This is a genomic window from Mesorhizobium sp. M7A.F.Ca.US.006.04.2.1 (assembly GCF_004022915.1).
GTDB lineage: Bacteria > Pseudomonadota > Alphaproteobacteria > Rhizobiales > Rhizobiaceae > Mesorhizobium > Mesorhizobium ciceri.
This window is the reverse complement of sequence record NZ_RZQA01000073.1, coordinates 1-12,544: the sequence shown is the minus strand read 5'-3', so window position 1 is coordinate 12,544 and position 12,544 is coordinate 1. Positions and strand designations below refer to the sequence as shown.

14 protein-coding genes and 3 pseudogenes are annotated in these 12,544 nt (G+C 64.3%); 7 read left to right on the top strand and 10 right to left on the bottom strand.

Features of this window, described 5'->3' with window-relative positions; genetic code table 11:
* Both EN925_RS06465 and EN925_RS06460 read right to left on the bottom strand, forming a co-directional pair.
* Positions 1-189: pseudogene (locus EN925_RS06465) on the bottom strand (tRNA epoxyqueuosine(34) reductase QueG); the annotation flags it as partial.
* Positions 170-862 (bottom strand): glutathione S-transferase family protein, encoded by a 693-nt coding sequence (locus EN925_RS06460; protein ID WP_127368086.1) that lies wholly within the window; start codon positions 860-862, stop codon positions 170-172. The gene EN925_RS06460 and the pseudogene EN925_RS06465, both read right to left, overlap by 20 nt.
* 160 nt (positions 863-1,022) lie before the next feature.
* Here EN925_RS06460 and EN925_RS06455 point away from each other — a divergent pair, with 160 nt between their 5' ends.
* Positions 1,023-1,829: an undecaprenyl-diphosphate phosphatase gene (locus EN925_RS06455; protein WP_013528623.1), complete on the top strand. Its 807-nt coding sequence runs from the start codon at positions 1,023-1,025 to the stop codon at positions 1,827-1,829.
* Between the two features lie 82 nt (positions 1,830-1,911).
* On the opposite strand, the gene EN925_RS06450 is transcribed toward EN925_RS06455, so the two are convergent.
* Both EN925_RS06450 and rsmI read right to left on the bottom strand, forming a co-directional pair.
* Positions 1,912-2,289: a YraN family protein gene (locus tag EN925_RS06450; protein ID WP_024502180.1), complete on the bottom strand. Its 378-nt coding sequence runs from the start codon at positions 2,287-2,289 to the stop codon at positions 1,912-1,914.
* Complete coding sequence (gene rsmI / locus EN925_RS06445) at positions 2,282-3,211, bottom strand: 16S rRNA (cytidine(1402)-2'-O)-methyltransferase (RefSeq protein ID WP_063173477.1); 930 nt, start codon at positions 3,209-3,211, stop codon at positions 2,282-2,284. The genes EN925_RS06450 and rsmI overlap by 8 nt, the downstream gene beginning before the upstream one ends.
* 134 nt (positions 3,212-3,345) lie before the next feature.
* On the opposite strand from rsmI, the gene EN925_RS06440 reads away from it, so the two are divergent.
* Positions 3,346-3,534, top strand: a complete 189-nt coding sequence (locus EN925_RS06440; RefSeq protein WP_013528626.1) for a hypothetical protein — start codon at positions 3,346-3,348, stop codon at positions 3,532-3,534.
* Positions 3,535-3,607: 73 nt separating this feature from the next.
* Here EN925_RS06440 and EN925_RS06435 read toward each other — a convergent pair.
* The 6 genes and pseudogenes from EN925_RS06435 to rph all read right to left on the bottom strand — a co-directional run bounded on the left by EN925_RS06435 (position 3,608) and on the right by rph (position 7,514).
* Positions 3,608-4,044, bottom strand: a pseudogene (locus EN925_RS06435) (EamA family transporter).
* 25 nt (positions 4,045-4,069) lie between these two features.
* Positions 4,070-4,393 (bottom strand): low molecular weight protein tyrosine phosphatase family protein, encoded by a 324-nt coding sequence (locus tag EN925_RS06430; RefSeq protein ID WP_127369519.1) that lies wholly within the window; start codon positions 4,391-4,393, stop codon positions 4,070-4,072.
* Between the two features lie 3 nt (positions 4,394-4,396).
* A complete protein-coding gene (gene hemW / locus EN925_RS06425) occupies positions 4,397-5,560 on the bottom strand; it encodes a radical SAM family heme chaperone HemW (RefSeq protein WP_127369520.1) in 1,164 nt (387 codons plus the stop codon).
* Entirely contained in the window at positions 5,557-6,204 is a 648-nt protein-coding gene (gene rdgB / locus EN925_RS06420) for an RdgB/HAM1 family non-canonical purine NTP pyrophosphatase (RefSeq protein WP_024502184.1), read from the bottom strand. The genes hemW and rdgB overlap by 4 nt, the downstream gene beginning before the upstream one ends.
* Complete coding sequence (locus tag EN925_RS06415) at positions 6,204-6,614, bottom strand: VOC family protein (RefSeq protein ID WP_127369521.1); 411 nt, start codon at positions 6,612-6,614, stop codon at positions 6,204-6,206. The genes rdgB and EN925_RS06415 overlap by 1 nt, the downstream gene beginning before the upstream one ends.
* A 183-nt stretch (positions 6,615-6,797) precedes the next feature.
* The gene (rph, locus tag EN925_RS06405; RefSeq protein ID WP_013528632.1) at positions 6,798-7,514 is read right to left on the bottom strand and encodes a ribonuclease PH; all 717 of its coding nucleotides are present in this window, start codon (positions 7,512-7,514) and stop codon (positions 6,798-6,800) included.
* Positions 7,515-7,671: 157 nt separating this feature from the next.
* Between rph and hrcA the strand changes: the two genes are divergently transcribed.
* The 5 genes and pseudogenes from hrcA to cysK all read left to right on the top strand — a co-directional run bounded on the left by hrcA (position 7,672) and on the right by cysK (position 12,502).
* Positions 7,672-8,769 carry a heat-inducible transcriptional repressor HrcA gene (gene hrcA / locus EN925_RS06400; protein ID WP_027161211.1) on the top strand — a complete coding sequence of 366 codons (1,098 nt, stop codon included), beginning with the start codon at positions 7,672-7,674 and terminating at the stop codon, positions 8,767-8,769.
* Positions 8,770-8,793: 24 nt separating this feature from the next.
* Positions 8,794-8,991, top strand: coding sequence for a hypothetical protein (locus EN925_RS06395; RefSeq protein WP_013528634.1), 198 nt, complete (start codon positions 8,794-8,796; stop codon positions 8,989-8,991).
* Positions 8,992-9,089: 98 nt separating this feature from the next.
* Positions 9,090-10,435, top strand: a pseudogene (locus EN925_RS06390) (sorbosone dehydrogenase family protein).
* Between the two features lie 272 nt (positions 10,436-10,707).
* Positions 10,708-11,325 (top strand): LysE family translocator, encoded by a 618-nt coding sequence (locus EN925_RS06385; RefSeq protein ID WP_013528636.1) that lies wholly within the window; start codon positions 10,708-10,710, stop codon positions 11,323-11,325.
* A 196-nt stretch (positions 11,326-11,521) separates the two neighbouring features.
* Positions 11,522-12,502, top strand: coding sequence for a cysteine synthase A (cysK, locus tag EN925_RS06380; protein ID WP_013528637.1), 981 nt, complete (start codon positions 11,522-11,524; stop codon positions 12,500-12,502).
* Positions 12,503-12,544 lie beyond the last annotated feature (42 nt).

Genomic DNA, 12,544 nt, shown 5'->3' with positions numbered 1-12,544 from the left:
GCGTTGCAACGTCTCGGCGATCCAGTCCATCGAGCCGTGAAAGCCGTCGGCGACGAATTCGGCCAGGCGCGCCGGCGCCAGCGGGATCGCATCGGGGGAGGTGACGGCGACGGCATCGAAGCCGGCGCGCTGCGCCTCCGCGTCGATCAGCGCGCGCAGTTTTGCCGCGTCAGAAGTCGAGGTCCGCATAATGCGACACCGGTGACAGGCCGCGCACCCGGTCGGTCAAAAGCGGCCGGAAGGAAGGCCGCGACTTGACCCGCGTGTACCATTCGCGTGCAGCGCTGTGCTCGCGCCAGTCGATCTCGCCGAGATAATCGAGCACCGAAAGCGTCGCCGCGGCCGCGAGATCGGCATAGGTGACCCTCGAGCCGGCCAGCCAATGGCGGGTGCCGGCCAGCCAGTTGGTGTATTTCATGTGCTGGCGGATGTTGGCGCGCGCCGCACGGATCGCGCCAGAGTCGGGCGAGCCGCCGCCCGCCGTTTCCGGCATGACCGGCTTCAGCACGCGCTCACGCACCAGATGGCGGGTGACTTCGCTTTCAGCCTTGTTGAGATACCAGTCGATGAGCCGGCGGATTTCGGCGCGCTGCATCGGGTCCTCGGCGAACAGCCGCTTGTCGCGCTTCAGCACGCCGCGCGTTTCATCGAGATATTCCGATATGACCGTCGCGCCGATGATCGGCACGTCGCCTTCGGCCAGCAGGATCGGCAGCGTGCCGGCCGGGTTCAGCGCCAGGAACTCCTTGCGCCGGGTCCACGGCTTTTCCTCGATCAGGGCCAGCTCCTCGCCATACTCTCCGAAAGCGAGGCGGACGAAGCGACAGGTGGCGAACATGGGGTGGTGGAAAAGCGTCAGCATGGTTCCGCGATGATAAAGCGCACTGGCGAATCGCAGGGCGCACCGGTAAGTCTTGGCCGCCCGGTTAGCGGGCCGTCAGGGTGTTGCGACCTATAGGGGGACTTCAACGCCATGACAAGCAAGCCCTTCTGTCAGCCGTCACGCCAATGCCGAGGTAGCCATGGAAAGCCAGACCATCGTCGAAGCCCTGCTGCTCGGCCTGCTGGAGGGGCTGACCGAGTTCATCCCGGTGTCCTCGACCGGCCATATCCTGCTCGCTGGCCATTTCCTCGGCTTCCACTCGACCGGCAAGGCCTTCGAGATCCTGATCCAGCTCGGCGCCATCCTGGCGATCCTCAGCGTTTATTTCCGCCGCCTCTGGAAAATGCTGCTCGAACTGCCGCACGACCGACTGACCAGGCATTTCGTCATCGGCATCCTCATCGCCTTCCTGCCGGCGGCATTCATCGGCGCGCTGGCGCATGATTTCATAAAGACGGTGCTGTTCGAATCGCCGAGGCTGATCTGCATCATGCTAATTATCGGCGGCGTCGTGCTGCTGGTGGTCGACCGCATGAACCTCAAGCCGGTTTATCGCGATGTCGAGCGCTTCCCGACCCGGCTTTACCTGCAGATCGGGCTTTTCCAGTGCCTGTCGCTCATTCCCGGCACATCGCGTTCGGGCTCGACCATCGTCGGCGCCCTGCTTTTGGGCGTCGATAAGCGCGCGGCCGCTGAATTTTCCTTCTTCCTTGCAATCCCGACCATGGTCGGCGCCTTCGCCTTCGACCTGTTCAAGAACCGCAACGTGCTGAGCAGCGCCGACCTGCCGATCATCGCCGTCGGCTTCGTCGCCGCCTTCGTCACGGCGCTCATCGTCGTGCGCTTCCTGCTCGATTACGTCTCGCGCAAGGGTTACTCGCTGTTCGGCTGGTGGCGGCTGGTGGTGGGCGGTGTCGGGTTGGTGGCGTTGATGATCTGGGGGTGAGGAGTGTTCCGCGTAGCGGCCCTCACGCTTCGTCATCCACGGGCTCCGCCCGTGGATGACGAATGAAGGAGGGCTGCCCCCTCTAACTCTTCCCATAAAACGCGTTCTCGACATGCACCGGCCAGCGCCAGGGCAGCACCGCGACCATGTCGAAGCGCATCGACAGTCTGCCGTAGTCCGCTTGGCGCGACAGCCAGATGTCGGCCGCGCCTTCTATTCGACGTTCCGATTCGTGACCGATCGCCTCCATGGCTTCCATCAGCGACCGGCGCGCCTTGACTTCGACGAACAGCACCAGATCGCCGCGCCGCGCGATCAGGTCGATCTCGCCGAAGCGCGTGCGATGGCGGCGGGCGAGAATGCGATAGCCTTTCAGCATCAGCGCTACCGACGCCAGCCATTCGCCGCGATGGCCGCGCCGATAGGCTTTCTGGCGGCTGGCGCTCGGGCGTTCAGCCACCGCCGCTTTCTCCCGAAGCATCCTTGAGCTCCAGCAATCGCCGATAGAGCGCCTGTTTCTGGCCGCCGGTCATCTTCGCGGCTTCCGCCGCCGCCTTGGAGGCCGGCATTTCGGCGGCAAGCGACAGAAGCAGACGGTCGATGTCGGCGGGTTCGTCGACCCTGGCCTCGGCCGGAGCGACGCAGACGACGATCTCGCCCTTCGGCGTATCGGCCGCGGCATAGTGGTCGGCCAGCGCCTGCAGCGTGCCGGTTCGCATCTCCTCGAAGGTCTTGGTCAATTCCCTGCCGATCGCGGCCTTGCGCTCGCCGCCCAGCGCTTCGACCATGGCACCGAGGGATTCGGCCAGCCGGCGCGGCGATTCGAAGAAAATCAATGTCGCCGGCACGGCTTTCAGTGCCTCCAGCCGCGTCAGCCGCTGCCCGGTCTTCACCGGTAAAAATCCGGCGAACATGAAGGCATCGGAGGGCAGGCCGGATGCGGTCAACGCCGCGAGCGGCGCCGATGGGCCGGGGATAGGCACGACGCGAATGCCGTGGTCGAGCGCCTCGCCGACCAGCCGGTAGCCGGGATCGGACACCAGCGGCGTGCCGGCATCGGAGATCAGCGCCACGCTCTGTCCGGCCTGCAGCGCCGCGATCAGCTTCGGCCCGGCCTCGCCTGCATTATGCTCATGATAGGCTGTGGTGCGGCGGCGGATGCCATAACGGTCGAGCAGCACGCGCGACACCCGTGTGTCTTCGCAAGCGACGATGTCGGCGGCGGCCAGCGTCTCCAGCGCGCGCAGCGTGATGTCGGCGAGATTGCCGATCGGCGTCGCCACCAGATAGAGCGCCGGCTCCAGCGGCCGGGCCGCGATCTCGGTCTGCCCGACCACATAGCTGCGCTTGCCCGTCTCTGCGGTCACTGACGACTTCTCCATTCAGCCCTGTTTGGCACGGCTGACGCGGGCTTGCAAAAGCTGATGCCGATGTAGGGAATTCGCCTTTCCTTTGCCACAGTGGGGAACCAAACCGGCGTTGGCAGATTAGCCCCCTGATTCCGGAGGAGGACAGGATGGACAGCCTCAAGATACAAGACGCTTTCGAACCCTACTATGCCGGCCGCAACCGCGTTGCCACCCCCAGGGACAAGCGCCCGTCTGCCAAGACCGAGCACAGCCTGACCGAAGAGCGCGTCGCCAGCACCTTGCCGACGAACGTCAGCCTTTCCGACAACAAACCCGACAGCACGACGGAGCACTGACCGGACGATGCCCAATCGCTTCGATATCTTCATCACCCGTCTTGAAACGAAGAACGCACGCCATGGCGCGCAACTACCCTCGATAGGCGACCAGCACAGCACCCGCCGCGATAAGGGCGACGCCAAGCCAGTTCGCTCCGGACAACCGCTCGCCGAGAAAGGCCGCGCCAAACACCGCCACAAGCACGACGCTTAGCTTGTCGATCGGCGCCACCTGCGCCGCATTGCCGATCTTCAGGGCGCGAAAATAGCAGAGCCATGAAGCGCCGGTCGCCAGACCGGACAGGGCGAGGAAAGCCCAGGTCTTTCCCGAGATCGTAGCCGGCGACTGGAATTGGCCGCTGGCGAGCAGGATGGCACCGAGCACGATCAGGATGATGATCGTGCGGATGAAGGTGGCGAAATCGGAATTGATGTTCTCGATGCCGACCTGGCGAAGATCGCCGTCAGGGCAGCGAATGCAGCCGAGAGCAGTGCCCAGAATTGCCAGGAGGATACGGTCAGGTTCATGCGGGTGGCCTTCGCGGATGGCGTCTTAACCGAGATACCGCGAAATGCGTGCCTTCAGAAGGCCAATCAACTCCAGATCCATGAATTCATAATTGTCAGGTATGTCGAGGCAGATCACACGCGCCTTCTTCAGGCTGGCCCTGAATTTCTTCTGCAGCTTGGTGCGGTGCGCCTTTTCCATGACGAAGATGATGTCGGCCCAAGCGACCAGCTCATGCGTCAGCGGCGTGTCGGCATCGTGGTTGGTTCCGGCCGAGGCCACCTCGATATCACGGCGCGTTGAAAACACCTGTTCGGCGGTCGGGCTGCGCAAGCGGTTCTGGCTGCAGACGAAAAGGACGTTCTTCAAGGGTTAGCGCGCCAGATCGGCGACCACCGCGTCGAGCACGATCATGCCGGCGGCCGTGGCGCGCAGGCGCGCATTGCCGATCGGCGCCACCAGCCCTTCGCCCTGCAGCATCGACAGCCGCGCGCTCGACAGGCCGCGCCCGGAGAACGCCTCGTAGCGGGAGAGATCGATGCCTTCGGCCAGCCGCAGGCCCATCAGCAGGAATTCGTCGGCCTCTTCCGAGCGCGTCAGGATCTCGCCGCCGGTGACGCCATGGCCCTTGGCCTCGACCAGATTGGCCCAGGTTTCCGGCATCCGCTCGGCGATTGTCACCGTGCGGCGGCCGTTCTCGACGAAGCGGCCATGCGCGCCCGGCCCGACGCCGACATATTCGCCATAGCGCCAATAGGTCAGGTTGTGCCGGCTCTCGGCGCCCGGCCTGGCGTGGTTGGAAATCTCGTAGGCCGGCAGGCCGTGCGCCGTGGTGATCTCCTGCGTCAGCGCATAGAGGTCGGCGGCATGGTCGTTGTCGGGGATGACGAATTTCTTTGCCGCATGCAGCGCGTGGAAGGGCGTGCCTTCCTCGATGGTCAGCTGGTAGAGCGACAGATGGTCGGCGGCATGGCCGATCGCCTGTTCCAGCTCCGATGCCCAAGCCTCCGGCGTCTGGCCGGGGCGGGCGTAGATCAGGTCGAAGGACAGCCTTGGGAATATTTCCCGCGCGAAGCCGATGGCGTGCAGGGCCTGTTCGACATTGTGCAAACGGCCGAGGAAGCGCAAATCCTTGTTGTTCAGCGCCTGCACGCCGAGCGACACGCGATTGACGCCGGCTGCCCGGTAGCCGCGAAAGCGCTCGGCCTCGACCGAGGACGGATTGGCCTCCAGCGTCACCTCGATGCCGGCAGGCACCGTCCAGTTCTTCGCCACGGCGTCCAGAACCCTGGCCACGGTTTCCGGCTTCATCAGCGAGGGCGTGCCGCCGCCTAGAAAAACGCTGGTCACCTCGCGCGGCCCGGTGCGCTCGCGCATCGTCGCCAGTTCGGCCTCGAAGGCGGCGGCAAAGCGCTCCTGGTCGACCGGCTGGTGGCGAACATGGCTGTTGAAGTCGCAATAGGGGCATTTGGCCGCGCAGAACGGCCAGTGGACATAGACGCCGAAGCCGGGCGCCCGGTCGAGCAGCATGCTCATGCCGAGCCCAATCGAGCTTGGGCGAATTTCTGGAAGGCGCGGGCGCGGTGCGACAGCGCCGTGGCCTGGCCGGGCTTCCAGCCATGCTTTTCCTCGGCGCTCATTTCGCCGAAGGTTTTTTCGAAGCCATCGGGCAGGAACACAGGATCGTAGCCGAAGCCGAGCTCGCCGCGCGGTGGCCAGACCAGCGTGCCCTCGGCCTCGCCGCGATAATATTCCGCCTCGCCGTCGGGAAACGCCAGGCAGATGACGGCGACAAAGCGTCCCTTGCGCTGCTCCGGCAAGGCGGCGCCGACCTCCTGCAGCGCCACTTCGGTGCGTTGCATGGCCATGCCGAAGTCACGCGAACCGTCCGGGGTTTCGGCCCAGTTGGCGGTGTAGACGCCGGGCGCGCCGTCAAGCGCGTCGACGCACAGGCCGGAATCGTCCGACAGCGCCGGCAGGCCGGTCGCCTTGGCGGCGGCGAGCGCCTTGATGTAGGCGTTCTCCTCGAAGGTGGTGCCGGTCTCGTCCGGCTCCGGCAGGCCATACTCCCTGGCCGACTTCGCTTCGAAGCCGAACGGTCCCATCAGGTCGGCGAATTCGCGCAGCTTGCCCTCATTATGGCTGGCGACGACGATCTTCTTGCCATCGAGAGAATGCATCAAAGGCCCCAGATTCTTGGCTCGGCAAATTCGATCGAATTGCCCGAGGGGTCGCGTATATAGATCGAACGGCCGCCCTGCGGCCACTCGAATTCGCTCTCGATGGCGATCTTCTTTGCCTCCAGATGGGTTTTCCAGCCGGCGATTTCATCGGCGGTCGCCGTAAAGCAGAGATGACCTTGGCCGACCGCGCCGTGCGGTGGCACCGGCAGCCTCGCGTCAGGCGCCGGCGGGATTTTGGTTGCCTCGGCGTTGAAGACGAGCAGCACGCCGGGGCCGCAGCGGAAGAAGAGGTGGCGGCCGTCGACCTTGCCGAGGAGATTGAGGCCGAGGATGTCGGTGTAGAAGGTTTCGGCGGCGGGCAGGTCTGTGACGTAGAGGGCCGATTCCAGGATCGCGGAGGGTGTCACGAGGCGCCCCCCTCTGGCCTGCCGGCCATCTCCCCCTCAGGTGGGGAGATTGGCAGCTTCTGCATTGTCGCGCACCCTACAACGCCGGAGATTGGCGAAGCCCTAGACGACATCCGATCTCCCCACTTGAGGGGGAGATGGCCGGCAGGCCAGAGGGGGGCGCTCAGGCTCGACATCTAAAAACTAAGCCACCGCCATCTGCTGCAAACTCACCAGGCGCTGGATGCCTTTCTTGGCCAGGCCCATCAAGTCCGCGAACTGCTCCTCGGAGAAAGGCTCGCCCTCGGCGGTGCCCTGGATCTCGACGATGCCACCCTTGCCGGTCATGACGAAATTGGCGTCGGTGCCGGCTGCGGAATCCTCGATATAGTCGAGGTCGATGACCGGCTGGCCGTCATGGATGCCGCAGGAGATCGCCGCGACATGGTCCTTCAGCACCTTGGCGACGCTGGCCATCTGGCGGGCTTCCATCCAGCGCAGGCAGTCATACAGCGCCACCCAGCCGCCGGTGATCGAGGCGGTGCGGGTGCCGCCATCGGCCTGGATGACGTCGCAGTCGACGGTGATCTGCTGTTCGCCCAGCGCCTGCAAATCGACCACGGCGCGCAAGGAGCGGCCGATCAGCCGCTGGATTTCCAGCGTGCGGCCGCCCTGCTTGCCGGCCGAAGCCTCACGGCGCATGCGCTCGCCGGTCGAGCGCGGCAGCATGCCGTATTCCGCCGTCACCCAGCCCTTGCCGGAGTTGCGCATCCAACCCGGCACTTTTTCCTCGAGGCTGGCCGTGCACAGGACATGCGTGTCGCCGAACTTCACCAGGCATGAGCCTTCGGCATGCTTGGAGACGCCACGCTCGAAGGAGATGGCACGCATTTCGTCGAATTGGCGTTTGGAAGGGCGCATTCAGGGCTGCTTTCTTGTCATTTTTCGGAATCTTGGCCGGCTTGTAACCGCATGGGACGCGTGGCGCAAAGGAAAATGGGCTGACGATCGGACACAGACACCGGGTTGCGCGGGTGCGGTGTAAGTCTATATCCTTGGGCCGGAGGTTTTTGGCCGTATGACCAAGGCAGTCGATCCGAGTTCGCAGTCGCCCGCGCTTCAGTCGCCAGTATTCCAGGCGCTCGACATGCGTTCCCGCGACATCTTCCGGCGCATCGTCGATTCCTATCTCAGGGACGGTGAACCGGTGGGATCGCGCAGCCTGTCGCGTATCCTGCCGTCCTCGCTGTCGCCGGCGACCATCCGCAACGTGATGAGCGACCTCGAGCATCTCGGCCTGATCTACGCGCCGCACATTTCGGCCGGCCGGCTGCCAACGCAGGCCGGCCTGCGTTTCTTCGTCGATGCCTTCATGGAGCTTGGCGACCTTTCCGACGAGGAGCGCCGCGCCATCGAGGCACAGGTGCGGGCGTCCGGCTCCGGTGCGACGCTGGAGCACATGCTGACCGAGGCCAGCCAGATGCTGTCGGGCATGTCGCGCGGCGCCGGCCTGGTGCTGGCCGCCAAGAACGAGGTGGCGCTGAAGCACATCGAATTCATCCAGCTTGAGCCGACGAAGGCGCTGGCGGTGCTGGTGTCGCAGAATGGCGACGTCGAAAACCGCGTCGTCGACCTGCCCGCCGGCATCACCGTCTCGCAACTGCACGAGGCCTCGAATTTCCTCAACGCCCATATACGCGGTCGCACGCTTGCCGAGGCGCGGATCGAGATCGCTCGCATCAAGGAAGAAACCAGGGCCGCGCTCGACACGCTGTCGCAGGACCTGGTGGAGAAGGGGCTGGCGGTGTGGGCCGGCGCCGACAGCGGCCTGCCGGCACGGCTCATCGTGCGCGGGCGTGCCAATCTGCTTGAAAACGTTACCGCCCAGGCCGACATCGAGCTGCTGCGCCATCTGTTCGAGGACATGGAGACGCAGGACGGGCTTATCCAGCTGCTTGACCTCGCCGAGCAGGGCTCGGGTGTGCGCATCTTCATCGGCTCGGAAAACAAGCTGTTTTCGCTGTCGGGCTCGTCGCTGGTCGTCGCCCCCTATCGCGACAAGGATGCCCGCGTCGTCGGCGCGCTCGGCGTCATCGGCCCGACCCGGCTGAATTACGCGCGCATCGTCCCAATGGTCGACTATACGGCGCAGCTGATTTCACGCATGCTGCGCTGAGCTGATCCAACCGAGGAGACGACGATGGCGCTCGAAGAATTCAAGGCCCGGATCAGCCTGCTGCTGGAGGAGATGGTCAACCAGCCGGAAGACCAGCACGAGATCCAGGAGCAGCTGCGCGAAAAGCTACGGGAAATGCGCGCCATGGGCCTGCCGCTGCCGGCCGACCTCGTCGAGTTGGAAAAACGCCTCGACGACGATTTCTACGCCGCCGGGACCTGAACCGGAAAACCGCAAGCTTCCTTCACCTCATCGTGTGCCGTGGAACGATCGACGAAACCGGTCGTTCCTGTTTTCACGCCCGAACACTGGAGGACCGAATGATGCGTTTTGCCGGCCCCGCACTTTCCGCCGCACTGTTTCTCTCGACCGCTTCATTCGCCCAGCAGGCGGACGAACCGGTGCTGAAAGGCGCGGCTGCCTTCGGCGACTGGCGAGCGGACAAGCCGGGCACCCGCCGCCTGATCAGACCGGATGATCTGCCCAAGCCCAATGCCACCCGGTCGACCTCGAACAGCGCCGGCATCGCGGACATGCCGGCAGACGCGAAGCTGCAACTGCCGCCGGGTTTCTCGGCCGAGCTGGTTGCATCGGGCATCGACAATCCACGCGTCGTACGCGTCGCACCGAATGGCGACCTGTTCGTCGCCGACAGCAAAGCCAACCAGGTCCGCATCTATCGCCTCGCCGAAGGCAGTGCGAAGCCGGCGCAGGACGGCATCTTTGCCGGCAATCTCAACCGGCCCTATGGCATTGCCTTCTATCCGCCGGGCGCTGACCCGCAATGGGTCTATGTCGCCAACAGCGACAGCATCGTGCGCTTTGCCTACCGCAATGGCGACCTGAAGGCCTCCGGCGACCCGGAAACCATCGTCGGCAACATCCCCGCCAGTCATCACTGGACCCGCGATATCGCCTTCTCGCCGGACGGCAAGACGCTTTACCTTTCGGTCGGCTCGGGATCGAATGTCGCCGAGGACATGGGCCGGGAGCCGAAAGGCGGACTCGATGCCTGGGCGAAATCGCAGCCGCTGGGTGCAGCCTGGGGTTCTGAAGACGGCCGCGCCGACGTGCTGGCCTTCGATCCCGATGGCAAGAACGGCCGCATCTTTGCCGCCGGCTGCACAGTCATACCCGAGCAGTTGCGCAGGCCGGCGCGCTGTGGTGCGTCGTCAACGAACGCGATGCGCTTGGCGACAATGTGCCGCCCGAATACGCGACCGTGGTCAAGGAGGGTGCCTTCTATGGCTGGCCCTGGTACTATATCGGCAACAATGAGGATCCGCGCCACAAGGGTGAGCGCCCCGATCTTGCCGGCAAAACGACCGTTCCCGATGTGCTGATGCAGGCGCATTCGGCGCCGCTCACCATCGCCTTTTACGAGGGGAAGAGCTTTCCAGCTGAATACAAGGGCGATGCGTTCGTCGCTCTGCATGGTTCATGGAACCGCGGCAACAGGACCGGCTACAAGGTGGTGCGGTTGCTGTTCAAGGACGGCAAGCCGACCGGCGCGTATGAGGATTTCATCACCGGCTTCGTTGTTTCCAACGGTGAGGTCTGGGGCCGGCCGGTCGGCGTGGCGATTGCGAGCGACGGTGCGCTGATCGTCAGCGAGGACGGCAACGGCACCATCTGGCGTGTCACCCATGGCGACGGTCCGTCCTGATCTGCTCAGGTAACGCAGGCCCCCTCACCCGGATTGCCAACCGAATTGCGAAGAGCAATTCGGGACAATCCGACCTCTCCCCGAGGGGAGAGGAGTCAGCAGACGCTGGCGCCCGTCTCTTCTCCCCTCGGGGAGAAGGTGGCCGCGAAGCGGCCGGATGAGGGGGCTTCGTAAGGCGAGCCCTCGATATCTGGTGCAATAGAATCCGGCCCCAGGAAATTCAATCTTGGCCTGTCCCATGCAATAAAACGCTCTGATCCGAGACCAGTGCCATGACCCTTACCGGATTCCTCGCCTATAGTGCGGCCCTCGGCATCGCCGCCGCGATTCCTGGTCCCGGCATCACCGCGCTGGTCGCCCGTGCGCTCGGCTCAGGCTTCCGATCGTCGCTGGCGATGTCGTTTGGCCTGATGGTTGGCGACATCACCTATCTGACCGCCGTGGTGCTTGGCCTCGCCTTCGTCGCACAATCCTTCGGCATGGTTTTCCTGGCCATCAAATGGCTCGGCGTCGCCTATCTCGCCTTTCTCGGCTGGCGCTTCTGGAACAGCGGCATCACGCCCGAGACCGTCGAGGCCGGAAAAGGCAAGGGCGGCTTGCTGTCGAGCTTTGCCGCCGGCCTGACCGTTACCCTCGGCAATCCGAAGACGATGATCTTCTATCTCGCGATCACGCCGACCATCGTCGACCTGAAAACCATCACGCTGGCGGATTACGGCATCCTCGTCGCGCTGACCGTTGTCGTGCTGTTGGTGGTGCTGGTGCCGTATCTGGCGCTGGCGGCCAAGGCGCGCTGGTTTCTGAAATCGCCCCGCGCGCTCAAGGCGCTGAACCGCACGGCGGCCGGCTTCATGGTCGGTGCTGCTGCAGCGATTGCCGCTCGGCAATAGAGAGCTTTCGGCCAAAGCATTTCGCAAACAGGCCTTTGCGAGAAATGCTTTTCCGGGACGGCACGGTTTTAGAGACAGGTCCCACTCGGATATTTTCAGCCGACAGTCTATCTTGCGCGACCGAAGGCCCTATCTTGCCGGCTGCAATTCCACTGCCTGAAATCCTTACTCGCCTGAAGTTCTGGGAGCGAAACAAATGAACAAGTCCGCCACATCAGCCCGCGTGCCCGGCCGCGGCCGCGTCTACAATTCCATCACCGATACGATCGGCGACACGCCCCTGGTGCGGCTCGACAAGTTCGCCAGGGAAAAGGGCATCGTCGCCAATCTCATCGCCAAGCTCGAATTCTTCAATCCGATCGCCTCGGTCAAGGACCGCATTGGCGTGGCGATGATCGAGGCGCTTGAGGCATCAGGCAAGATTTCTCCCGGCAAGACAACGCTGATCGAACCGACGTCGGGCAACACCGGCATCGCGCTTGCCTTCGCCGCCGCGGCCAAGGGCTACAAGCTGATCCTGACGATGCCCGAAACAATGTCGGTCGAGCGCCGGAAAATGCTGGCGCTGCTCGGCGCCGAGCTGGTGCTGACCGAGGGTCCGAAAGGCATGAAAGGCGCCATCGCCAAGGCCGACGAACTGGCAGCGACGATCCCCAATGCGATCATCCCGCAGCAGTTCGAGAACCCGGCCAATCCGGAAATCCACCGCACGACGACGGCCGAGGAAATCTGGAACGATACGCATGGCGAGGTCGATATCTTCGTCGCCGGCATCGGCACCGGCGGCACCATCACCGGCGTCGGCCAGGTGCTGAAGAAGCGCAAGCCCTCCGTGCATGTCGTCGCTGTCGAGCCCGACTCCTCGCCGGTTCTGTCGGGCGGCCAGCCCGGCCCGCACAAGATCCAGGGCATCGGCGCCGGTTTTGCGCCCAAGATCCTCGACACGACGATCTATGACGAGATCGTCAAGGTGTCGAACGAGGATTCGGTGGCCAATGCCCGCCTCGTCGCCCGCCTCGAAGGCGTGCCGGTCGGCATCTCTTCGGGCGCCGCCCTGCAGGCGGCCATCGTCGTCGGCTCGCGGCCGGAGAACAAGGGCAAAAATCTTGTGGTGGTCATCCCGTCCTTCGCCGAGCGCTATCTGTCGACAATCCTGTTCGAGGGGCTGGGATCGTAGTCCGACGCTCCTTCGCGTCCAAGCTGGCCCGCTGAAAACACG

Bases quoted from the DNA above. Each gene is read 5' to 3' on its own strand.
- EN925_RS06460 (WP_127368086.1), bottom strand. From the start codon at position 862: ATGCTGACGCTTTTCCACCACCCCATGTTCGCCACCTGTCGCTTCGTC.
- EN925_RS06440 (WP_013528626.1), top strand. From the start codon at position 3,346: ATGGACAGCCTCAAGATACAAGACGCTTTCGAACCCTACTATGCCGGC.
- rsmI (WP_063173477.1), bottom strand. From the start codon at position 3,211: ATGGAGAAGTCGTCAGTGACCGCAGAGACGGGCAAGCGCAGCTATGTG.
- hrcA (WP_027161211.1), top strand. From the start codon at position 7,672: ATGACCAAGGCAGTCGATCCGAGTTCGCAGTCGCCCGCGCTTCAGTCG.
- EN925_RS06455 (WP_013528623.1), top strand. From the start codon at position 1,023: ATGGAAAGCCAGACCATCGTCGAAGCCCTGCTGCTCGGCCTGCTGGAG.
- cysK (WP_013528637.1), top strand. From the start codon at position 11,522: ATGAACAAGTCCGCCACATCAGCCCGCGTGCCCGGCCGCGGCCGCGTC.
- rph (WP_013528632.1), bottom strand. From the start codon at position 7,514: ATGCGCCCTTCCAAACGCCAATTCGACGAAATGCGTGCCATCTCCTTC.
- EN925_RS06395 (WP_013528634.1), top strand. From the start codon at position 8,794: ATGGCGCTCGAAGAATTCAAGGCCCGGATCAGCCTGCTGCTGGAGGAG.
- EN925_RS06385 (WP_013528636.1), top strand. From the start codon at position 10,708: ATGACCCTTACCGGATTCCTCGCCTATAGTGCGGCCCTCGGCATCGCC.
- hemW (WP_127369520.1), bottom strand. From the start codon at position 5,560: ATGAGCATGCTGCTCGACCGGGCGCCCGGCTTCGGCGTCTATGTCCAC.
- rdgB (WP_024502184.1), bottom strand. From the start codon at position 6,204: ATGCATTCTCTCGATGGCAAGAAGATCGTCGTCGCCAGCCATAATGAG.